The sequence below is a fragment of the Halogranum amylolyticum genome (genome assembly GCF_900110465.1).
Taxonomy (GTDB): Archaea; Halobacteriota; Halobacteria; order Halobacteriales; family Haloferacaceae; genus Halogranum; species Halogranum amylolyticum.
In genome coordinates, this window is record NZ_FODV01000002.1 from 30,560 (window position 1) to 51,992 (window position 21,433).

20 protein-coding genes, 2 tRNA genes and 2 pseudogenes are annotated in these 21,433 nt (G+C 65.4%); 8 read left to right on the plus strand and 16 right to left on the minus strand.

The window, feature by feature from the left end; all coding sequences use genetic code 11:
* Positions 1 to 152: 152 nt before the first annotated feature.
* Both BSG17_RS03305 and BSG17_RS03310 read right to left on the minus strand, forming a co-directional pair.
* Positions 153 to 225: transfer RNA gene (locus BSG17_RS03305), tRNA-Arg, on the minus strand.
* 82 nt (positions 226 to 307) lie between these two features.
* Complete coding sequence (locus BSG17_RS03310; RefSeq protein WP_089821060.1) at positions 308 to 631, minus strand: Sec-independent protein translocase subunit TatA/TatB; 324 nt, start codon at positions 629 to 631, stop codon at positions 308 to 310.
* 161 nt (positions 632 to 792) lie between these two features.
* On the opposite strand from BSG17_RS03310, the gene BSG17_RS03315 reads away from it, so the two are divergent.
* From BSG17_RS03315 to BSG17_RS03325, 3 genes are all read left to right on the plus strand, one after another.
* Positions 793 to 1,293: a redoxin domain-containing protein gene (locus BSG17_RS03315; RefSeq protein ID WP_089821061.1), complete on the plus strand. Its 501-nt coding sequence runs from the start codon at positions 793 to 795 to the stop codon at positions 1,291 to 1,293.
* 45 nt (positions 1,294 to 1,338) lie between these two features.
* The gene (locus tag BSG17_RS03320) at positions 1,339 to 2,169 is read left to right on the plus strand and encodes an HD domain-containing protein (RefSeq protein ID WP_089821062.1); all 831 of its coding nucleotides are present in this window, start codon (positions 1,339 to 1,341) and stop codon (positions 2,167 to 2,169) included.
* A gap of 108 nt (positions 2,170 to 2,277) precedes the next feature.
* Positions 2,278 to 3,573, plus strand: a complete 1,296-nt coding sequence (locus BSG17_RS03325; RefSeq protein ID WP_089821063.1) for an MFS transporter — start codon at positions 2,278 to 2,280, stop codon at positions 3,571 to 3,573.
* A gap of 22 nt (positions 3,574 to 3,595) precedes the next feature.
* Here the strand turns inward: BSG17_RS03325 and BSG17_RS03330 are convergent, their stop codons facing one another.
* Positions 3,596 to 3,898: a Sec-independent protein translocase subunit TatA/TatB gene (locus BSG17_RS03330; protein WP_089821064.1), complete on the minus strand. Its 303-nt coding sequence runs from the start codon at positions 3,896 to 3,898 to the stop codon at positions 3,596 to 3,598.
* Positions 3,899 to 4,055: 157 nt separating this feature from the next.
* On the opposite strand from BSG17_RS03330, the gene BSG17_RS03335 reads away from it, so the two are divergent.
* Entirely contained in the window at positions 4,056 to 4,490 is a 435-nt protein-coding gene (locus BSG17_RS03335) for a DUF488 family protein (protein WP_089821065.1), read from the plus strand.
* Positions 4,491 to 4,493: 3 nt separating this feature from the next.
* Here the strand turns inward: BSG17_RS03335 and BSG17_RS03340 are convergent, their stop codons facing one another.
* The 5 genes and pseudogenes from BSG17_RS03340 to BSG17_RS28570 all read right to left on the minus strand — a co-directional run.
* Entirely contained in the window at positions 4,494 to 4,805 is a 312-nt protein-coding gene (locus BSG17_RS03340) for a hypothetical protein (RefSeq protein ID WP_089821066.1), read from the minus strand.
* A 54-nt stretch (positions 4,806 to 4,859) separates the two neighbouring features.
* The gene (locus tag BSG17_RS03345) at positions 4,860 to 5,621 is read right to left on the minus strand and encodes an SDR family oxidoreductase (RefSeq protein ID WP_089821067.1); all 762 of its coding nucleotides are present in this window, start codon (positions 5,619 to 5,621) and stop codon (positions 4,860 to 4,862) included.
* A gap of 176 nt (positions 5,622 to 5,797) precedes the next feature.
* Positions 5,798 to 5,868: transfer RNA gene (locus tag BSG17_RS03350), tRNA-Gly, on the minus strand.
* Positions 5,869 to 5,911: 43 nt separating this feature from the next.
* Positions 5,912 to 6,940: an NAD(P)/FAD-dependent oxidoreductase gene (locus tag BSG17_RS03355; RefSeq protein WP_089821068.1), complete on the minus strand. Its 1,029-nt coding sequence runs from the start codon at positions 6,938 to 6,940 to the stop codon at positions 5,912 to 5,914.
* 587 nt (positions 6,941 to 7,527) lie between these two features.
* Positions 7,528 to 7,701, minus strand: a pseudogene (locus BSG17_RS28570) (hypothetical protein); the annotation flags it as partial.
* 520 nt (positions 7,702 to 8,221) lie between these two features.
* On the opposite strand from BSG17_RS28570, the pseudogene BSG17_RS03370 reads away from it, so the two are divergent.
* A pseudogene (locus BSG17_RS03370) lies at positions 8,222 to 8,356 on the plus strand (ISH3 family transposase); the annotation flags it as partial.
* Positions 8,357 to 8,672: 316 nt separating this feature from the next.
* On the opposite strand, the gene BSG17_RS03375 reads toward BSG17_RS03370, so the two are convergent.
* The 4 genes from BSG17_RS03375 to BSG17_RS03390 are packed head-to-tail and all read right to left on the minus strand — an operon-like array spanning position 8,673 to position 13,376.
* Entirely contained in the window at positions 8,673 to 8,900 is a 228-nt protein-coding gene (locus tag BSG17_RS03375) for a hypothetical protein (protein WP_089821071.1), read from the minus strand.
* Entirely contained in the window at positions 8,897 to 9,529 is a 633-nt protein-coding gene (locus BSG17_RS03380; RefSeq protein WP_089821072.1) for a class I SAM-dependent methyltransferase, read from the minus strand. Before BSG17_RS03380 ends, BSG17_RS03375 begins: the two co-directional genes overlap by 4 nt.
* A 53-nt stretch (positions 9,530 to 9,582) precedes the next feature.
* Positions 9,583 to 11,682: a type II secretion system F family protein gene (locus BSG17_RS03385; protein ID WP_089821073.1), complete on the minus strand. Its 2,100-nt coding sequence runs from the start codon at positions 11,680 to 11,682 to the stop codon at positions 9,583 to 9,585.
* Positions 11,682 to 13,376, minus strand: a complete 1,695-nt coding sequence (locus tag BSG17_RS03390; RefSeq protein WP_089821074.1) for a type II/IV secretion system ATPase subunit — start codon at positions 13,374 to 13,376, stop codon at positions 11,682 to 11,684. The genes BSG17_RS03385 and BSG17_RS03390 overlap by 1 nt, the downstream gene beginning before the upstream one ends.
* Positions 13,377 to 13,539: 163 nt before the next feature.
* Here BSG17_RS03390 and BSG17_RS03395 point away from each other — a divergent pair, with 163 nt between their 5' ends.
* Together BSG17_RS03395 and BSG17_RS03400 are read left to right on the plus strand one after the other, a co-directional pair.
* Positions 13,540 to 14,013, plus strand: a complete 474-nt coding sequence (locus tag BSG17_RS03395) for a DUF5793 family protein (RefSeq protein WP_089821075.1) — start codon at positions 13,540 to 13,542, stop codon at positions 14,011 to 14,013.
* A 79-nt stretch (positions 14,014 to 14,092) separates the two neighbouring features.
* Positions 14,093 to 14,725, plus strand: coding sequence for a uracil-DNA glycosylase family protein (locus tag BSG17_RS03400; protein WP_170864699.1), 633 nt, complete (start codon positions 14,093 to 14,095; stop codon positions 14,723 to 14,725).
* Between the two features lie 363 nt (positions 14,726 to 15,088).
* Here BSG17_RS03400 and BSG17_RS03405 read toward each other — a convergent pair whose 3' ends face one another.
* Positions 15,089 to 16,756 (minus strand): acetate--CoA ligase, encoded by a 1,668-nt coding sequence (locus BSG17_RS03405; RefSeq protein ID WP_089821077.1) that lies wholly within the window; start codon positions 16,754 to 16,756, stop codon positions 15,089 to 15,091.
* Positions 16,757 to 16,840: 84 nt separating this feature from the next.
* Here BSG17_RS03405 and BSG17_RS03410 point away from each other — a divergent pair, with 84 nt between their 5' ends.
* Positions 16,841 to 18,754 carry an ABC transporter ATP-binding protein gene (locus tag BSG17_RS03410; protein ID WP_089821078.1) on the plus strand — a complete coding sequence of 638 codons (1,914 nt, stop codon included), beginning with the start codon at positions 16,841 to 16,843 and terminating at the stop codon, positions 18,752 to 18,754.
* Between the two features lie 11 nt (positions 18,755 to 18,765).
* Here the strand turns inward: BSG17_RS03410 and BSG17_RS03415 are convergent, their stop codons facing one another.
* From BSG17_RS03415 to BSG17_RS03425, 3 genes are all read right to left on the minus strand, one after another.
* Positions 18,766 to 19,602 (minus strand): DUF4097 family beta strand repeat-containing protein, encoded by an 837-nt coding sequence (locus tag BSG17_RS03415; RefSeq protein ID WP_139246547.1) that lies wholly within the window; start codon positions 19,600 to 19,602, stop codon positions 18,766 to 18,768.
* Positions 19,603 to 19,664: 62 nt separating this feature from the next.
* A complete protein-coding gene (locus tag BSG17_RS03420; RefSeq protein WP_244531483.1) occupies positions 19,665 to 20,330 on the minus strand; it encodes an MBL fold metallo-hydrolase in 666 nt (221 codons plus the stop codon).
* A gap of 33 nt (positions 20,331 to 20,363) precedes the next feature.
* Complete coding sequence (locus BSG17_RS03425; protein ID WP_089821080.1) at positions 20,364 to 21,422, minus strand: DnaJ domain-containing protein; 1,059 nt, start codon at positions 21,420 to 21,422, stop codon at positions 20,364 to 20,366.
* Positions 21,423 to 21,433 lie beyond the last annotated feature (11 nt).

Here is a 21,433-nt window from a genome sequence, read left to right on the forward strand (position 1 = left end):
CTCGGAGAACAGCGGGCGTGACGGGACTCTCGCGAGCGAGTGAAACGAACGAGACGGCCGTGGCGGGATTCGGAACCACGGTCGCTCACTCCGTGCTCCCTGCTTCGAATCCCGCGTGTCGTTTGCACGCCTCGCTGTCGCTCGGCGAAAAACGGACGTGGCGGGATTCGAACCCGCGATCGAGAGGTTAGGAACCTCTCGCCCTGTCCACTAGGCCACACGTCCCGGCGGAGGTACGAAAGCACACACAAAAAGCGTGCGCTTCCAGCCGCAGAGAATCGGCCCGATCCGGTCGGGCAGAAGGGAGTTAGTTATTGCGCTCGGTTTCGGTCTCGCGCTCGGTCACGGCGTCGCGGTCGGTGTCGCGGTCCGCCTCGGTGCTGTCGGCACCGATGTCGGGCGTCGGTTCGTCTTCCTCGTCGTCTCGCGAGCCCTTGCCCTGTCGCATCTGTTCGAGTTCGTCTTCGACCTCTTCACGGCCCTTCTGGAACTCACCCATCGCCTGACCCGTCGAACGGGCAAGCTTCGGAATCTTGTTCGCGCCGAACAGCAAGACGAGCACGAGGAGGATGATGAGGAGCTCCGGCCCGCCGGGGATCGGTCCGAACAGTGGAATCACGGTGTCAATCATCTCTACCCCTGCCTAACCATGTATCGATTATAGGCTTTTTGCTCGTCGCGGTCGTCAGAAACTGAGCCGACACCCCCACCCTCGTCGTCCCTGGGTGAGTTTTTCACCCAACCGACGTCGAGAGCACAAACATCATCATTCGAGCGACTGTACGCCGAATCATGGTAGACGTAGGCGACGACGCTCCCGACTTCACCGCACCGTTCGTGACCGACGAGATCGGCTCGAAGACGTTCTCCGACGTGCTCGACGAGGAGGCTCCCGTCGTGCTGGCGTTCTTCCCCGGCGCGTTCACCTCCGTCTGCACGGACGAGCTGTGCACCTTCGAGTCCGAACTCGCCGCCTTCGACGACGTCGGTGCGTCCATCTACGGGATCAGCGTCGACACCCCCTTCGCACTCCAGGAGTTCAAAGAACAGAACGACCTCTCGTTCGGACTCGTCAGCGACACGAACAAGGAGATCGTCGCCGACTACGACGTCGAGATGGACTTCGACGACATCGGCTACTACGGCGTCGCCAAGCGCGCCGTCTTCGTAGTCGACGGCGACGGAAAGGTGACGTACGAGTGGGTCAGCGACGACCCCGGCGTCGAACCCGACTACGACGAGGTCGAGGCGGCCGCCGCCGCCGCCGCAGGACAGCGCGCGTCAATGAACTAACCGAACCCCGAGGACTTTTTCTCGCCGGCGCGTCAAGCCGTAGCCATGAGTAGCGACACAGAGGACGTCGGTGAGATCGACGGTACGGACGGTGCGCGAAGCTACGATCCTGACGAGGAACACGCCTTCCCTGACGAGAAACTGAACGAGGTTCTTCCCGCCATCAAGAACGACGTCGAGATCACGACCTATCTCAAAGCCCAGAACGTCAACGCGGTGACGCGGAAAGGATACAACGACCACGGACCGAAACACATCGAGATCGTCCGGAACCGGGCACTGCGGCTCTACGATCTGCTCAAGGCGGGCAACGTCGAGTTCAACGGTGCACAGGACCAGCATCTCGACGAGGCGGACGAGTCGGTCATCGTCGCGCTGGCGGCGACGATCCACGACATCGGCCACGTCGTCCACCGCGACAGCCACGCCTACTACTCCATCCCGCTCGCGGCGGATCTCCTCGACCGGTTCCTCCCACAGTTCTACGACACCGAGGAGGCCGTCCGTATGAAGGCAGAGGTGCTCCACGCCATTCTCTGTCACCACACCGAGGAGGACCCGCTGACGACGGAGGCCGGCGTCATCCGCATCGCCGACGCTCTCGACATGGAACGGGGTCGCTCGCGTATCCCCTACGAGAAGGGCGGTCGCGGCATCAACACGCTCTCGAGTCAGGCTATCAACAGCGTCACGCTGAAACCCGGCGAGGGAGTGCCGGTGCTCGTCGAGATCGAGATGGTCAACGCCGCCGGCGTCTACCAGGTCGACAACCTCCTGAAGGCGAAACTCCACAAGTCGCGGCTGGAGGACGACATCCGTATCGTCGCGGTCAACACCAAAGCGGACGACCAACTCGTCGAACGGATCGAACTCTGAGGAGACAAGCGGGGCCGCGAGACGCGTCGTCGCTCGCACTTACGAACGCGGCGAACGCGTCGGTGAAAGCGCCGTTTTTCAGGCCGAAGATCGTCGCTGTAAGCAACTGTGTCGTCAGGGTTGGGTCGCTCGGTGGCGCTGTTTCGTGACCGCGAGTTCGCTGCACTGGCAGGGACGGCGTTCGCCCGAAGTCAGGCGTACTCGACGGTGCTCATCGCACTCGCGCTGTACGCCGAACAGTTCGACACGACGGGGTTCGTCGAGGGGCTGTTCGGGACGTCGTTCGCGCTGGCACAACTGCTCATCGTCCTGCCGCTCGGCCGGAAGATCGACACCGGCAACGCGAAGCGCTTCCTCCTCGCCGGACTCGTGGTGAACGTCGCCGTCTTCGGCGGCTTCGCTCTCGTCGAGAACGCGACACACGTCGTCCTGATGCGTGTCGCACAGGGCGTCGGTGCGAGCATCCTCTGGATCACCGGATCGACGGTCGTCGGCGAGATCAGCCCCGACGACCAGAGCGGTCGCTGGCTCGGATCGTACAACCAGGTCGCCGCGTTCTCCAGTCTCGCCGGCGACGTCGTCGGCGGCTACCTGCTCTACGCCTACGACTTCCGGCTCACCTATCTCGTTCTCTCGCTCGTCACCATCGGGGCGTTCGTTCTCGTCTTCGCGTTCCTCCGGGACAACCCCGGCGGGAAGACGGACCCCGCGGAAGCGACGAGCGTCGAGACGTTCCGGACGCTCCTCGGGCGGCCGATGGTCCGGGCACTCGTCTCCTTCCGCCTCACGTTCAGCTTCGGGAAGATGGCGGTCATCATCTTTCTCCCCATCCTCGCCCGCACCGAGTTCGGTATCAGCGCCTTCGCTATCGGCTGGATTCTGGCCGGCGGAAAACTCACGAAGTCGATACTCCAGGGGTACACGGGTGAGTTGACCGACCGGATCGGTCGAAAACCGTACTTCGTCGCGGCAGGCGCACTCCTCTACGGAGTCGGGACCGCCGCGATCCCCCTCTCGTACGTCGCGGAGGGGACACTCAACCCGGTGACGGTGGGATTCGCCGGCAACACGGTCGAACTCGGCGGCGCGTTCTTCGCGCTGTTCGCCGCGTACGGGTTGCTCGGTGTCGCCGACAGTCTCCGACTGCCGGCGAGTATGTCGCTGTTCGTCGACGAGGGCGAACGGTTCGACTCCGTCGCTAGCAGCATGTCGCTCCGGTCGATCTCGTGGAAGGTCGGACAGGTGATCGGACCGGCCGTGGTCGGGATCATCATCGACCTCGTCTCGACGACCGCGGCGTTCCTCACCGCGGCCGGGTTCATCGTCGTCGCGACCACGGTGTTCACCGTCGTTCAGGCGCGGGAACGGCAGACGACGGCCACCGTTTCGACGCTTGGAGACTGACGAGCGGGTGAGTTCGGTTCGATTACACGACGTTTCGGCTCATCCCCGTCTCGGCGTCCTCACTGTCTACGCCGGTGGCGACGCCGCCCGTACCGACGGTCCCGGCGTCGGAGTCGACAGCAGTGTCGCGCTCCGCGTTCGCTGCCGCTCGGATCTCCTGTTCGATCTCCTCGCGACCGCGGCGGAACTCGCCCATCGCTCGTCCGCTCGCGTGAGCGAGTTCCGGAAGCCTGTTCGCGCCGAAGAGGAGGACGATCACGGCCAAAATGATGAGGAGTTCGGGACCGCCCGGGATGGGTCCGAACAGTGGGACGCTGTCGTACATGACAGCCACAGTACGATTGCGAACGAGATGAACTTCGCTGTCGACCGTGCGACACGACCCGTCGCCGACGGTGTCCCCGAGGCGGTGTGCGGTGACCAGGGGCGTTGGACTTGAGGAGACCCGGAGTGTTTTGCCGGTCGCGACCGAACGACGAGCGATGGCTCCCGACGGCAGCGTCCGAGACACGACACTGACCGCGCTCCGACACGGGCTGGTCCACCGGTCGGCAGACGAGTTCGTCGTCGGCGTCGTCTGCCACCCGCCGAGCGCGCTGCGCGCCGTCGTCGACGAGTGTGAACCGGCGCTCGCGCCACCGGCCGAGGTGCTGGAGACGTTCGAGCGCCGCTGCGAAGCGTTCAAACGCGGAGGGTTGTGCGACGAAGGCGCGCACAACGCCGCGTGGGAAGACGTCGGCGTCGACGACCGGTACCGCGACCTCCTCGAGACCGATCCCGGCGCAAGCGATGCTCTCGACCGACTCCGAGATCGACTCGAGGCGGGACAGTCGCTCCTGCTCGTCGGCGACGAACCCTCGGAGAACCGGCGGAGCCACCGGACGATACTCCGAGAGCGACTCGAACGAGTCGAGTGAGTCTCACCGGAACGGGTTGACGCCGACGAGCGCGTCCGACAGGGCTCGCGAGACGGGGAGTGCGAACGTCCCCTCGACGGAGAAGAGCACCAGCCCGTTGGCGAGCAGGTACACCGACATTGCCCCCGCCGCGACGCCGAGGAGGACCGACCCGACGGGAAGCGCTCGGTCGTCATCGCCGAACAGTTCGGTGCCGACGAACCAGCCGGCGACGACGAGCCCCAAGACGAACGCCCCGAGTCCGTAGAGCTGGACCGCTTCGCCCTGAACGGCGTCGAACAGCGCGAGCGCCCCGAGATACGCCGTTGGGAACACCTCGATACGTTAGTACAGCGCGAAGAACAGCAGCGCCGACGGGAGACTCGGCGTCTACAGTTCTTGGTCGGTCGGTCGGATGAGGATCTCGTTGACGTCGACGTGCGACGGTTGGCCCACGGCGTAGGCGATCGACCGGGCGATGTCGTCGGGGGTGAGCGCGTCCATCGCCTCGAGTGCTTCTTCCGCCTGTTCTTGCTGCTCGTCGTCCGGGATGTGCTCGGCGAGTTCGGTGTCGACGAACCCGGGTTCGATGAGCGTCACGCGGATGTCGTTCTCGCCAGTAACTTCCTCGCGGAGCGCCTCGGAGAAGCCGTTGACGCCGAACTTCGTCGCGTTGTAGCCGCTCGATCCGGCGTACGCCTTCCGACCGGCGACCGAGGAGACGTTGACGACGTGTCCCTCGCCCTGTTTCTGCATGATCGGCAGTGCGGTGTGGGTGACGTTCATCAGACCCAGGAGATTCACCTCGACCATCTGCCGGAAGTTGTCGATGTCTGCGTCTTCGACGCGTTCGAGCAGCATCACGCCGGCGTTGTTGACGAGGATGTCGAGGCTCCCGAACTCCTCGTACGTCCGGTCGACCATCTCCTGTATCTCGGCTTCGTCAGTGACGTCGGTCGGAACGACGAGCGCCTCGCCGCCGTCGGACTCGATGCGGTCGGCGAGCTGTTCGAGTTCGTCCTCGCGTCGGGCGGCGAGCGCGACGCTCGCACCTGCTTCGGCCAACGCCTCGGCGGTCGACTCGCCGATACCGGAGGACGCGCCTGTGACGAGTGCAGCCGTGTCGTCGAGATTCTCGGTGATTGCGTTCATCGGACCTCCATCTTGGACGGTCACCGGAAAGAGGGGTCCGCTGGGGGAGACACTGACCGGCACTGTCGGTCGGGGCGGATTCGGCCGGTATGCGTGTTCCGTGGTGGTGTGACACAAGGAACCGACGCGCTATATCGGGACGAGACGCGCCGCTCGTCGTGCAGAATACAGAGAAGTGCACCGGCCGGGAGTTGAACCCGGATCGTTGGCTTGGAAGGCCAAAGTCATGCCATTAGACCACCGGTGCGCACTCGTCGTTTCATCCTCCCCCATTAAGGATGTTACCCTTTTCAGTCGTCGCCGAGGCTGAACGCGCGGGCCGCCTCTCGGAGCGACGGCGAGATGGCCGGCGTCTCCTCGGTAGCGACGGGACCCGACTCCCGGATCTCGTCGAGGCTCTTCGGGAACTCTCGGAGGTCGTAGTGGATACCGATGCCGGCTTTCGCCCCCTGACCCATCGCGACCGGAATCTGGTTGTGGCCGGGGACGAGGTCGCCGACGGCGACAACGCCGTCGACGCTGGTGCGACCGTGGTCGTCGACCGCGACGGTGCCGTCGTCGTTGATGTCACAGCCCAGTTGGTCCGCGAGGTCGTTGTTGTACTCGGAGCCGTACATCGGGAAGCCGCCGCGATACTCGCGGACGGTTCCGTCCTCGAACTCGAAGCTCTCCAGCCAGCCGTCCTCGCCCTTCGTCATCCCGGCGATCTCCTCCTCGACGACGTCGACGGGGTGGGCGCGGAGCTGTTCGTCGGTCTCGTCGCTCCATTCGGGCTCCTTCCCGCGGAGCAGCAGGTCGACCTCGTCGGTGAAGTTGAGCATGATCATCGCGACGTGGGCGGCGCTCTCGCCGTGACCCATCACGTACACCGACTCGTCGACGAACATGTAGGCGTCGCAGTGCAGACAGTAGTGGAGACCGCGACCCGTCCGCGGGAGCGGCGGGTCCGGTCGCTTGTCGGAGAACCCGGTCGCGAGCACGACGCTCTCGGTCAGGTATTCGCCGTCGTTCCCGCTCACGCGGAACCGACCGTCTTCGAGCCGCTCGACTTCGGTGACGAGGTCCCTGTGGAAGGTCGCCCCGTACTCGGCGACCTGCTCGCGTGCGGTCTCCAGGAACTCGTTGCCGGAGACGTCTTCGGTGATCCCGATGACGTTGTGCGTCTCCATCATCATCGCCGCCCGCCCGCCACCGCGGTCGACGACCGCAGTGTCGTGCCCCAATCGTGTCGTGTACAACGCAGTCGTCAGACCCGCCGGGCCGCCGCCGACGACGACGACCTCGTACTCGACGGTGTCGGCTGCTTCCGTCTCGGACATTGTCTACCCAATCTTGCGGCTGGTGAGATTTAAGTACATAGCAACTGTGCGCACATCGTATCATCCCGTTGTATGATGACAGTGACCACACCGCTATAGTACGTGAGTTACCCACGACCGAAGTCGTGGGCTTTCCCCCGCAAGGGTTTCGTCCCACATGATTTGGAAGACGCGGTACGTCTTCCGTCATCACGAGACGGCGAAGCCGTCTCGAATGACTTCGTCCGCCGTCGGGGGCGGGTTTCACGACGGCGGGTTGGTCACACGGAGGGGTTTCTTACGTGGTTTTCCGACCCGTGGTCTGCGTCCGACGCCGTCTCACACCACTGTAATCATCGGTGGACTCCCCCCGCTTCATTGTCGGAGAAGCCAACGAGAGAGGCGTAGTGTCATCCGTCCCCGATTTCAGGGCCTCTCCACGGAGGCCCTTCCACAGTTAACACAGTTGACCGACTGGGAGTGTGGTATGAATGTAATTAAATTTATATTTGGCGCTTTCGGTGGCGAAACCAGTCGTGTTATCGACGGCGGTTTATCGACCATTGTCGGCTTCCTCCACGGCTCAAGCCGTGGGGTTCCACCTTGAACTATGTGTGAGTGGCATCGATCGCGGTCACAAACTGGATTGGCCGCGTGTTATCGATCAGAAAGACAGCTCGCTGATGGACGTGCGATATATCTTCATACCCGTTGTTAATTGCGCCGTAGCGTTCGCCTACCTGCTTGCTCGTGTCGGCAGGTAACGGATAGTTGATGTGATGTTGCTGTGCGAACTACTCATGCGCGTGAACCGCCTCGGGGTCAAGCTCCGAGGCACTCGCCTTGCTCATCTATAGAGATTCTCGACTCTCGAAATGCTGTGAGCGTCATCTGCGCCGGTACGCTCTTCTCACGGCGAGTCGTGGCCGTGTCGCTACGGCTCCCGTCCTCTGGCGAGTCATCGCCTGCAGATCTCCACGGCAGGCTCTCTCTACGGGTCGACCATTGTGCTGTGAAAAGAGAGTGATTGATATTCAAACTATTTCGTTCAAAATTTTGAGTGCAAATTTGACTCTGACTAGTTCAAAACCACGCTGGCGATACTCTCTTCTCAAAGAGGAAAGTGTAGTGAGGTGCGAGGAGTGGGCGTGGAGCGAGTGGGAGAGACATTGCGCAGAGAGGTGGGTATTGAGTTGAGTATGAAGAGTTACCAAAGAGAGTGGAGAGATTGAGTGTCTTCTCTGAGGAGAGGGTTCAGTACATCACAAAGCCGGTTAGTTGAGACTTCTGCTTGCAGAAAGTGTGTCTCCGACCCAGCAAGCAGACGGTGAAATCCACAAGAATCATCTGCTTAATTTCCTCGCCAACTCCCTTGATGGAGAAGTCGCTCTTTCCCTCGCTGAAAACGCCATAGTTGACGCTGAAGACATCTACGAGGAGTCCTCGTTGGCACTTGACAAGAATGTCGCTCTCGAAGAGGTTCAGATCGACTGAGACTCCCACGAGAGGAATCACACGATTTCAGTCGCAGATAGGTGTCAAACGGCGGTGACGTCTCGATCAGAGTATCATATTACCAACCAAACCCGATGCGACATCGCTGTCAAACTCCACTCGCTGTGACCGCTTTGGTCTACTAGAATACCGGCTGTGTCACCCGTTCTTCCGTGCGGTTCTCGACTGGGTTCGCTCGTCGTTGGAGTGCTGTGTCATCGTCGGAGTGAGTCTCGTCGTGGGTAGGCGGTCGCCGCCCTCACCGACCAGACGGCTTCCCTGGTTTCTTCCCCGAGATGACCTCGACCTCGGTGTGCTGGACGAACCGCTCGTCCTCCAGTCTGTTCAGGTACGCTCGGAGGTCCGAGTCGAACGCCTCCTTCTCCTCGCCGAACGTCGCCGGCGAGCAGAACGACAGCGAGAACACGTAGCCGACGACGCTGTCGACATCCCACTCGCGTTCGACGGCGAGCGTCGACCGTCTCACCGCCCGCCGACGACGGCGTAACAGTTGCCGCTGGAGACGAACGTCTCGACGACGTCGAGGTCGCTCGACTTGAGGTCCGCCTGGAACTCTTCGGAGTCGTAGATGTGGTAGTAGCGCGGCACCGTCTCGCCGCCCGGGAGCGTCCAGTCGACGGTGGTGTCGAAGCCCACCTCGGCGTCGAAGGTGTCGTGTTCGGTGCTCCAGACGCTCACGACCGCCCGCCCGTCGGGGGTCAACACGCGAGCGAGTTCCGAGAGGCTGGCGACGCGCGTCTCACGGGACTGGAGGTGGTGGAGCGTCGCGACATACACCGCGAGGTCGAACCCGTCTGCGACGAACGGCAGTCGGGCGGCGTCGCCGTGGACGAGATCGACCGAGAAGTTCCGTTCTGTGGCTCGTACCCGCGCCTCCGCGAGCAGGCCGCGACTGACGTCGAGTCCGACGACCCGTTCGACGTGGTCGGCGAGCAGTTCCGCGTGCCTGCCGTTACCACAGCCGAGGTCGAGTGCCCGCCGCCGGTCGCTCCCCCACTCGTCGACGAACTGCTCGACCTCCGGCCAGGCGTACTCACGGGTCGACGCGAAGTGCGCGGCGATGCGGTCGTACGTCGCCTGTGGGTCCGCGTCCATGCGGTGAGGTTGGGGCGGTCCGATAAAGGCCCGCCGACTCGGCGGGCGTCGACTCAGACGACGAGAAACGCCGCGTAGGCGACGACGAGGAGGACGACCCCGTGTTTCACGCCGTCGGCGACCGACTCCTCGCCGAGTTGACCGGCGACGAGTCCCGAGCAGACCGCCTGGACGACCGACGCGTGGAAGAACAGCAGTCGGTAGGCGTCGGTGTCGACGTCGCCGATACCGCCGAAGACGCTCCCCGTGGGGAGGCTGCCCGTGGCCGACCCACCGCCGACCGTCTGGGTCGCCTCGACGGCCGGCAGGAACGACACCGACAGCGCGGCGACGATGCCGAGGAAGACGAAGAAAGAGATGTAGATGACCAGCAGATAGGTCACCATCTCGGTGCGTCGCTCCCGACGGAGTCGCCAACTCGCCTGCGCCTCGTCGGCGGCGATGCGGAGGACGGGAGCGACGTCGTCGGTCGCCCGCATCGCGTTCGTGACGAGCGTCACCGCACGCGCGACCGTCGGCGATGACGTGCGGGCGGCCATCCGGCGGAGCGCCGTCTCCGCGTCGGCCCCCCACCGGACGTCCCGCCACGCCCGCTCGACCTCCGGCGTCAACCCGCCGAGGTCGCTCCGGGCCACTCGCTGGAGGCTCTGGACGACGGTCACGCCCGCCTCGTTGACGCTGGCCATCCGATCGAGGAAGTCGGGGACGGCGGCCTCCATCGTCCGGAGGCGACGCTTCCGAACCTCGTAGGCGAGTGCGAAGACACCGAGGACGAAGATCATCGCCTGGACGAGCGGTTCGTCGACCGCATCGAGCACCGCGGCGAGATCGAAGCGAGCGAGCGACGACCGGACCGACCAGTCGACGCGCCAGACGACCCACAGCAGGCCGAGCGGGACGGTGAGCGCGAGCGACCGCGTGGGACGGCTGAACGCCGTCCCCCACGGATCGTCGAACCATCGCCGGAGCGGGCGGAGTCTGTCGTACGCACGCAGGCGCTGGTGGTTCGCGGTCGACGCCTCGTTCGCGGTCGACGTGCCGGAGACGGCTCCACCGTCGGGGGCGAACCGGCGAGCGCCGTCCGTCGGTCGGTCGACGAAGTGTCTACCGTCGCCCGACCCCGGCGTCGGAGTCACGCTGTCGACGTAGACGACCAACCCGGCGGTGCCGAGCGGGATGGCCACGTAGCTGACGAACCGGACGATCCCGAGCGTGTCCTGAATGACGAGGCCGACGACGACGAGGGTGGTGATGAAGAAGAGCGGGCCGGCGACGAGGACGGTGACGTACACCTCCGCGAACGTCGCGAGCAGTTCCAGATACTGCTCCTGTTGGGCCCGGGCCTCCTCCTGATACCGCTCGTACTGTCCGTGCAGGAACGTCGAGAGGTTCCGCCCGCTGGAGAGGACGCTCGCGAGGTTCTCGGCGAACTCCCCCAGTTGCTCGCTGGGCGTCCGGCGGGCTACCCGTCGCAGCGCGGTCAGCACGTCGGTACCGAAGGCGTCCATGTCTCGGACGGCGACGTTCACCTCGTCGGCCGCGGCCCCGTACACCGTGCGGTTGTCGACGAGCGTCGCGAGCACGTTCGGAACGGACATCCCGCTGCGCGAGAGCGCGTAGACGAACGCGACGGTTCGGGGGAGCGTCGCCTCGATGGCGCCGGCCCGGGCGACGGCCAACTGATCGAGATACAGCCACCGTCCCCAGTACGACCCGACCGCGAGCACCGTCCCGACGGTGGCGCTCGCGAACAGCAACAGACCGAACAGTTCGCCGAGCGCGAGCGACGGGAGCGTCGCGAGGTCGCCGAGGAAGCTGAGTGCGGCGGGGAGCGACGCCCGGATCTCGTCCGCCGACACCGACAGTGCCGACACGACGCCGGCGGCGAGATAGACGCCGAGGACGCTCCCGACGACGCCGAAAAGCGTGCTGTACAGCAGCGTCCGCGACGCGTACACTCGGTGGGTGACGCCGACGTGTGCGGCGTGCATCCGCCGTCGCTGTCGCTCCGCGCCGTCGGCCGTCTCGACGTAGTCGCCGAAGAGCGCCAACCCGAGGCGGGTGACGGCGAGGCGGACGCGGTCATCAATGTGGTCCAGTACGACGACGAGACAGACCACGCTGACGAACCCGAGCGGAACCGACCAGAGCATCAGCTCCGCTCCGTGGCCTCGAGGCCGTCGACGAGTCGAGCGGTCGCCGCCTCGGGGTCGGCGTAGTACTCGTTGACCAGCGCGGTGAACCGACGGTAGTCGTTGACGCCGCGTTCGTGCAGCGTCTCGAGGAACCGTTCCCGTCGTCGGACCTCCGCGAGCAGTTCGGACCGCGACCAGCCGCGTTCGGCCTGGATCTCCGACAGCAGGTCACTGTCGCTTCGGGTGAACGTGTCCGTCTGGACGTCCCACTGGAACGCCGAGGAGTAGTCCAACTCGCCGGTCCGCTGGTCGATGCCGCCGATCTCGCCGACGACCTTCGAGCGCCGGACGCGCTCGCCCTCGAGGCGGGTGAGCGTCTGCACCGAGAGGAGATCGAGCGACTGGACCATCGCCCGCGGCACGTTGATCGGTTCGTTCTCCAACCGGTTTATCACCGTCTCGATGCTGTCGGCGTGCATCGTCGAGAACGTCGTGTGGCCGGTGTTCATCGCTTGAAACAGCGTCACCGCCTCCTCGCCGCGGACCTCGCCGACGACGATGTACTCGGGGCGGTGCCGGAGCGCCGACCGCAGCAGATCGTACATGTCGATGTCGGTGCCGTCGTGAAGCTGCTCGCGGGTCACGCTGGCGAGCCAGTTGTCGTGGTGGAGAGAGAGTTCACGGGTGTCCTCGATGGTGAGCACCTTCGCTCGCGGCGGGATGAACATCGACACCGCGTTCATCGCGGTGGTCTTCCCGGAGGCCGTCCCGCCGGCGAAGATGAGCGACTTGTTGTGCTCGATACAGAGCCACAGGTAGGCCATCGTCTCGACGGAGAACGTCCCGTACTCGATCAGGTCGATCGGCGTGAACGGTTCGTCGGCGTACTGTCGGATGGTGAACGCCGACCCGCGCGGCGTCACCTCCCGGCCCAGCGAGAGCTCCGCCCGTGACCCGTCGGGGAGCGTTGTGGAGACGACGGGGTTGCCGACGCTGACGTGGCGGCCCGACCGCTGGGCGAGACGGACGACGTAGTCGTCGAGTTCCTCTCCGGAGAAGACGACGTTCGTTTCTATGTCGGTGTACTCGTCGTGGTAGACGAAGACGGGGAGGTCGTAGCCGTCACACGAGACGTCCTCGATGTGAGAGTCGTGGAGGAGCGCGTCGATCTTCCCGTAGCCGACGAAGTCCCGATAGAGGTAGTAGAGGACGGAGTGGTACGTCGTCGCGTCGACGTCGACGCCGTACTGCTGGAGCAGCGCCGTCAGCTCCTCGCGGAGCACCGACTCGCCGACCACGTCGTCGGCGTCGGTCTCCGGCGCGCGGTACAGAAGCGGGTCGCGGATGTCGACGACGATGCGGTCCAAGAGCGCCGCAGTGAACTCGTCGGTGTCGGGTTCGACGACATGGTAGCGGTGTTCGCTGGCGTCGGCGTCGTAGGTGACGACCGCGTAAGCGAACGGCGCGTTCACCCAGTAGCGGTCGACCTCCTCGTGTCCTGCCGGCGTCGTGAACGTCGAGAGTGTTCGGTCCTCGCCCGGCCGGAACGGTCGACCGTCGACGGTCGACCCCCGGAGCACCTCCATCGCGCGAACCACGTGTCGTCGGAGTGTCGAAAGCGACCCCTCCTCCGCCTGCGTCTGCGCCTTCGACCGGGGTTCGTCTCGTGATATGTGGCTCCGATTCAATTGAACCCCTCTACCGTCTGGCATCACTTAAAACCGAGCACGGGACCGACCGACGGACCGCCGGAATAGTACGGCGCGGAAACTCGTTCAATTAACTACATAGGAGCTGTAGCCCCGACTCCGGGTGTGTTATCTACTGTCGGGGGCGTTACGTTCATACGCTGGGCTATCTAAGACCCGGTACGGAATGAGGCGTGACTACTTCGAACTGACTGTCGAACATATTGACTGGGTCGACCACGGTGCGGACCCCGAGAAGCCACTCGTCCGCATCGACTTCCACGGACCGGAGGAGTTGCTCCGAGAGGGCCTCACGGGTGCCGAAGACGAACTGCTCTCCGCCGGCGAGACCGACGTCGCCTTCCGTCTACAGGCGTCGCTGGACGACCCTGACGCGACGGGCGTGGTCGGCGTCACTAACCGCATCACGGGTGACTTCGTCCTCGAACTGAACGAGGACGCCGACGACGTCCTGAAGTTCATCCGCGCCGCCCGCGAGTACGGCGCGTCGACGGACGTCGACGACGGTCGATACCGGGTTGAGATCACCGTCGACAGTGAACCGCTCGTCACCTACGAGAAACGTACTTTCCTCGTCTACGACGCCGACGGGAGTCTCCTCCGCGCGAAGAGTCTTATCCCCTCCGGCGTCGAACTCTGAGCGTCCTCGTGGCCTTTCGGCGGCGCAGTATCGACCGAAACCACGTCACCTAAAACCTCACAGAGACGTACACATTCCCGTGAGAAACGTCACTGACCGCACGAGCAACCCCTTCGGAATGCGGCCGTCCTGCGAGCAGTTCGTCCCGGGGTACGGCGACGCCAACGCAGACTTCCACGTCGTCGGCGACCATCCGGGTCGTCACGGCGGCGTCGACAGCGGCGTCCCGTTCACCGGCGAGAGCGGGTTCCGACTCCAGCGCGCACTCGTCGACGGCGGCCTGCTGCGCAGCGTCGGAACCGAACCGGGGATGCGCCGCACGTTCTTCTCGTATCTGCACATGTGTCTCCCCGACGGCGAGGGTGACCCCAGCGAGTCGTCGTACGGCGACATGGAGCGCTTCTTCGACGCCGAGCTCCGCGCCATCGCCGCACACGTCCTCCTCCCGGTGGGCGAGCGGGCGACGCGGTACGTCCTCGAGAACTACACCGCACGGGCGCACAAGACGACCGTCGACATGGAGACGCTCCACGCGATGGAACTCCGCGGGAGCGGCTTCCTCGTCGTCCCGATCCGGGACCCGAGCGAGTGGGACGACAGTGATCACGAAAAGCTCGTAGACGCGCTGCAGACGCTTCGTTCGACCGATTTCCGCCGCGAGGCTGACCTCGGGCGGTTCCTCGCCGGCGACGACCCGTACTTCGTCCGGTAACTGTCGCTAACAATTGTGATTGTTCCGTGATTCTCAGCGGGATTGTGCAACCGTCCAGTAAAAACTCTGAGATATTTGTGATGTTCGTATCTGTCCGTTTCGACGCCGTGGTTGATTGCCAAGCGAGTGAAAATATTGCACCGTCTGGCTGGTATTGGTAGGAACGTAGCACTTTTTACAGCGTCCGTCCAAGAGGATGCTGGCGCGCGTGGTGTGGAACGACAGACCGCCGATGCGCGCCGGGTAACTGCGAGACTGGTGCTCTTCGCAGTTGGCTTGGTCAGTCACAGGCCCGCGCTCTGCGCGGGTCTGATGTCACTCGAACTTCTGAGAGTAATCGACGCCCTAAGAGCCGTCGGGCCGTCAGGCCGTCGGATCGGCCGTCTGGTCGCGGAGCTCCGTCCGTCGGATCTTCCCGGTGACCGTCTTCGGCAGGTCGTCGACGAACTCGATCTCGCGGGGGTACTCGTGGGCCGACAGCTCGTTGCGAACGTGCTGTTTGATCTCCTCGGCCAGTTCGTCGCTCTCCTCGTAGTCCTCGGTGAGGACGACGTACGCCTTGACGATATTGCCACGTTCGGGGTGGGGTTTGGGGACGACCGCCGCCTCGGCGACGGCCTCGTGTTCACCGAGCGACGACTCGACCTCGAACGGGCCGATGCGGTAACCCGACGAGAGGATGACGTCATCGGCCCGTCCCTCGAACCAGATGTAGCCGTCCTCGTCCATCCGCGCGAGGTCACCCGAGAGATACCAGTCGTTTACGAAACAGTCCCGCGTCTGCTCCGGTTTCTGCCAGTACTCCGCGAAGAAACACGGGAAGTCTCCACGATGGGCGATCTCCCCCGTCTCGCCGCGCGGCAACTCCTCGCCGGTCTCTGGATCGACGATGGCCGACGTGACACCCGGGAGCGGTTTGCCCATGCTTCCCGGTCTGATCTCCATCGTCGGATAGTTGTTGACGACCATGTTGCCCGTCTCGGTCTGGCCGTAGGTGTCGTGGATGGTGACGCCCAGCCGCTCTTCGCCCCAGTCGACGACGCCCGCCGAGAGCGGTTCGCCGATAGACAGCGCGTGTCGCAGATCGAGGTCGGTGCCGGCGAGCACCTCCTCGTTGGCCCGCAGCATCCGGTAGGCCGTCGGGACGCTGAACAGCACGGAGATGGGATACTCGTCGAGCAGGTCGGCCCACGTCGCAGGGTCGAACTCGCCCTCGTAGGTGAACAGCGTCGTCCCCCAGAACCACGCACCGAGCGTGTTGATGGGGCCGGTCAGCCAGCCGAGGTCGGCCGTCGACCAGTAGAGGTCGCCCTCTTGGAGGTCGGCAGCGTACCGCTGGGTGGCCGCGACGCCGGCGACCCAGCGGTGTTTGTGGAGCACGCCCTTCGCCAACCCGGTCGTCCCGCTGGTGTAGTAGAGTAACGCGTCGTCCTCGCCGCCAGTCTCGGCGGCTTGGTACTCGTCGCTCGCGTCGGCCATCGCCCGCTCGAAGTCGACGTCGTCGTGTCGTTCGTCGCCCCGGGCCTCGTCCGCGCCGAGGACGATCACCGTCTCGACGCTGGGGGCGTCGTCGAGCGCGCGTTCGACCGTCTCCTCGTTCTCGGCCGTGGTCACGACGAGTTTCGCGTCACAGTCGTCGAGGCGGTAGGCGATGCCGTCGGGACCGAACCGCTCGTTGACGCTCCCCCAGACGGCACCTCGCTTGAGCGTGCCGACGAGCGCGACGTAGTGTTCGGGGACGCGCGGCATGTAGGAGAACACGCGGTCGCCGCGGTCGACGTCGAGCGACTCGAGCACGTTCGCGAAGCGGTTCGACTGTCGTTTCAGTTCCGCGAACGTCAGCGACCGTCGGTCGCCGTCGGTGCCGACGTACCGCAACGCCACGTTCTCCCCGTCGGCGGCGTGACGGTCACAGACCTCGTGACCGACGTTCAGTCGGTCGGGGGCGTCCCAGTCGGCTTCGGCGTAGATATCGTCCCAGTCGAACGACTCGTAGGTCTCCTCGTAGGAGTGAAGGTTGTGTTCTGACATCATCGAACATGACGGAAAGGGAGATGATAAACTCTCGGCCGTCCGGCGGGGCAAGGTTTTGCCCCTCCGGCACCTGAGAGAGGGATGGAACCACGGCAGTCACGGAACCCGATGGGACGCCTCCTGCGGACCTACGGGCGTGACCACTGGCACGCGCTCGCGCTGGGACTGCTCGCGAGTCTCGTCGCGCGCGTTGCCGACCTGATGCCACCATTGCTCTTGGGACTCGCCGTCGACACGGTGTTGCTCGACGAGCGAGCGTTCGATCTCCCGGGCGTCCCGACGGCGTGGCTTCCGGCGACGCCCGCGACGCAGTTCGTCCTCGTCGGTGGGCTCGTCGCTCTCTCGTTTCTCACGAGTTCGGTGTTCCACCTCCTGCGCGGACGGGCGCTCAACCGTTTCGCCCAGCGGGTCCAGCACGACCTCCGGGTCGACAGCTACGACCGACTGCAGCGACTCGACTCGGCGTTCTTCGACAGTCGGCAGACCGGCGAACTGATGAGCATCCTCTCGAACGACGTCAACAACCTCGAACAGTTCCTCAACGGCGGCGTCGACGGCGCCTCCCGCCTCGGCGTGATGGTCGGCGGCATCGTCGTCATCCTGCTGGTGCTCGACGCGTCGCTCGCGCTCGTCGCACTCGCACCCGTGCCGTTCGTCGCCTACTTCACCTACCGCTACGTCGGCATCTACCAACCGACGTACACCGCGGTGCGGGAGAGTCTCGCCGACCTCTACTCGCGGCTGGAGAACAACCTCGGCGGCGTCCGCATTATCAAGACGAGCACTGCCGAGACCTACGAGCGCGACCGCGTCGCCCGCGCCTCCTGGGACTACTTCGAGAAGAACTGGGCGGCGATCCGGATCAGCACGACGTTCTTCCCGTCGCTCCGCGTCATCGCCGGCGTCGGCTTCGTCCTCACCTTCCTCGCCGGGGGGTTGTGGGTGCTACAGGGGTCGGTCGCTGGCGTCGCCGGGTCGCTGACGGTCGGGACGTTCGTCACGTTCATCTTCCTCACGCAGACGCTCGTCTGGCCCGTCTCGGAGTTCGGCGAGATCATCAACCTCTACCAGCGGGCGAAAGCCTCGGCCCGGCGCATCTTCGACCTCGCCGACACGCAGGCGGCCGTCCGCGACGCCGACGACGCCGAACCGCTACAGGTGACTCACGGCACGGTCGAGTACGACGGCGTCTCGTTCGGTTACGGTCGCGGGACGGTGCTCCGCGACGTCGACGTCACGGTTCCCGGCGGGACGACGCTCGGCATCGTCGGCCCGACGGGGGCGGGTAAGTCGACCGTCGTCGAACTGCTCGTCCGGATGTACGACCCCGATTCCGGTGCGGTGCGCATCGACGGACAGGACCTCCGGACGGTGACGCTCGACAGCCTCCGATCGGCGGTCGGCTACGTCAGCCAGGACCCGTTCCTCTTCTACGGCACCGTCCGGGAGAACATCGCCTACGCCCGCCCCGACGCGAGCGAACGAGAGGTCGAGGACGCCGCTCGGCGGGCCAACGCCCACGAGTTCGTCCGGAACCTCCCCGACGGCTACGACACGCTCGTCGGCGAGCGCGGCGTGAAACTGTCGGGCGGGCAGCGGCAGCGCATCTCCATCGCGCGGGCGGTGCTCGCGGACCCCGACGTGTTCGTGTTCGACGAGGCGACGTCCGCCGTCGACACCGAGACTGAACTCCTGATCCAACAGTCGATCGCCGACCTCACCGCCGAGCGGACCACCGTCGTCATCGCCCACCGCCTCTCGACGGTTCGGCACGCAGACACCATCGTCGTCCTCGACGACGGGCGGGTCGTCGAGCGAGGAACTCACGAGGAACTGCTCGCGCGCGACGGTCTCTACGCCAACCTCTGGGCGGTACAGGCCGGACAGATCGACGACCTCCCGCCGGAGTTCGTCGCGCGCGTCCGGGGACGGGCAGCGGAGATCCGGACCGACGGCGACGGCGACGAGGGGGCCGACGAGTCGACCGACCAGTGAGACAGAGCGGGCTACCCGTCGAGCGCGACGAGGTCGGCCGACCCGTTGGAAACCGACAGCCGGAGGCGGTTGCCGCCGTCGCCCAGTCGCCCCGTGATCCGTCGAGACGTCCGCTCGAGGTTCGCGAGTTCTAGCCCGTCGACGTCGACGGTTCCGTTGCCGGCCGTGAGCTCTACCTCGGCGTCGAGTGAGGGGGGGACGGCCACCTCGACGGAGCCGTTGGCGGTGGAGACGTCGACGTCCTGCCGGATGTCGAGCACCTCGACGTCGACAGTACCGTTGGCGGTTCGAACGCCGTCGACGCCCCGACAGCCGCTCGACTCGACGGTGCCGTTGTTCGTCGTGAGCGTGACGAACCCGTCGACGTCGGTGGCGGTGACCGTCCCGTTCTGGCTCGTGATCGTCGCGTCGCCTCTCGTCCCCGTCGCTTCGACGGAGCCGTTCTGCGTCTCGACGCTGGAGACCGAGAGCGACGCCGGGACGCGGATATCGAGGTCGACCGCGACGCGACGTGCCCGGTCGGTGGCGTAGTCGACGCCGACCGAGAGCGTCCCGTCGGCGACCTCCGTCCGGACGGTCGCGTCGTCGAAGGCGTCGCGACCGACGAGGCTCCGCTTGGTAGCGGTGAGTTCGACGGTGTCACGGTCCCGCGCCTCGACGGTCACCGACCCGTTGCGGCCGGTGACGACGAGTTCGGTCGCGTCGGCGACGTCGACGGTGTCGGTCGTCCGCTCGCGCGCCTCGACCGAGGCGGCGTTACAGCCGGCGAGCGCCGTCGTCGCCGTCACACCGAGTGCGAGGAAGGCACGTCGGGAGCGGGCGGAGGGGGAGTGAGGGAAGCGAGGCATCACCCGAAGCCAGACGGGACGGTGACAAAAGAGTATCTCGACCGACCGGATAGCCGAGCGGTTCAGAGTCTGTCGGCCAGTTGTCGGAGCGCGATCCCGCCGTTGGCGCGGACGGGGTTGCCGTGGCCGACCGCGAGCACCTCGGTCTCGGGGACGTTGTCGGCCAACTTCCGGATGCTCCGCTTGACGTCGCGGAGGCTGTACGAGAGCACCCACGGCGAGGGGTGGAGTTCTCCGTCGATGGTGCGGACGAGGTCGCCGACGAACGCGACGTCGTACTCGTCGTGGACGTAGGCCGTGTGGCCGGGGGTGTGGCCGGGCGTGTGGTGGGCGACGAACGGGCCGATCCGCTGACCGTCGTCGACAGTGTGGACGGGGAACGTCGGTTCCGAGAGGAGCAGGCCGGTCAGCCGCTGGAACAGTCCCTTGTGGTTCGTCAGCGGCGGCGACTGGGTTCGACGGAAGTAGTCGGCGTCGGGGGCGGCGAGATAGACGTCGGCGTCGAGGTCGAGTTTCCCGAGCGTGCCGACGTGGTCGAGGTCGTAGTGCGTGAGCAACACGCGGTCGATGTCCGCCACGTCGTGGCCGACGTCTTCGATACGCGTCCGGATGCGATCTGCGTCCCACGGCGTCCCGGCATCCACGAGCGTCAGCACGTCGGCGTCGACAAGATAGGCGTTGACGCCACGCAACCGCATTCGCCAGACGTGGTTCGGCGGAAGTCCCATACGTTCACACGGTGACGCCCGGGGTGAAAGAAGTTAGCGTGTCGCCACGAGATATCGCCCGACGTCACCGAGGAAGACGAGCGCCGCGGCGACAGGGAGCACGACGAACAGCGCGAGGTCGACAGCGGCCGCCGTCGGCGACAGCGCCCCGACGGCGAGGCCGACGAGCGGACCGAGCGCACCGAACAGATACAGCCACGCCGTCCCGCGGCCGAACTCGACGACCGTCGTCACGAGGGCGGCCGGCAGGAGGAGCGCCCCCAGCGGGAACAGCAGTGCGAGCGAGGGATCGGCCGCCAGCGACTGGACGACTGCCGTCGGCGACCCGAGCCCCCACCCGGTGGTCAGCGCCGCCACGGGGTCGGCGGCCAGCCGAGCGAGGAACGATTCGAGGGCGGTACCGCTGGCCAGCGCGAACTGCGCGAGCCCGGCGACGTAGACGCCGACTGCGAGGCAGACGGCCACCCACCGGTTCCGTAGTCGCCGCCGCCGTTCTGACGACGTCGTCGACCCCCGTGGCTGGTACCGCCGTCCCGTCGTCTGTGAGGAGCGTGCGGTTCGGGTCGTCCCCGTTCCGCCGGCAGCGGAACCGTTCGCCGTCGACGACGATGACGTCGTAGAGCGCGCGGACGACGTAGACCGCCGCGAACCGGACGCGGTCGACCGGTCGTTCGTCGCGCTCGAAGACGCCGTAGCGGTCGACCGAGAGGTCGTAGACGTTCGCGAGGCCGTGGACGTTCGCGAACTGGAGGCGGTCGAACCGTCGGCGGCGTTCGCGGAGGACGAGGAAGGAGAGGAAGACGGGGTGTCCGAGGTGTTCGACGAGTTCGACGAAGATGGCGACGAGGTGGGCAGTCCCTTCATCCGCTCTCGGACGTACGTCTCGTGACCGAGACGGTCGTAGGCCGACCGTTCCGTCTCGTCCCGGAGCACGTCGTACGCGCGGCGAACCGTCTTGAACTGCGTTCCGGCGCGAGCGTCGGCGTTGACGTCCGGATGGTACTCGCGGGCACGCTCTCGGTACGCGCGTTTGAGTTCGTCCTCCGTCGCGTCTTCGTCGACGCCGAGTAGGTCGTAGAAGTTTTCGGGCATACCCTCTGACG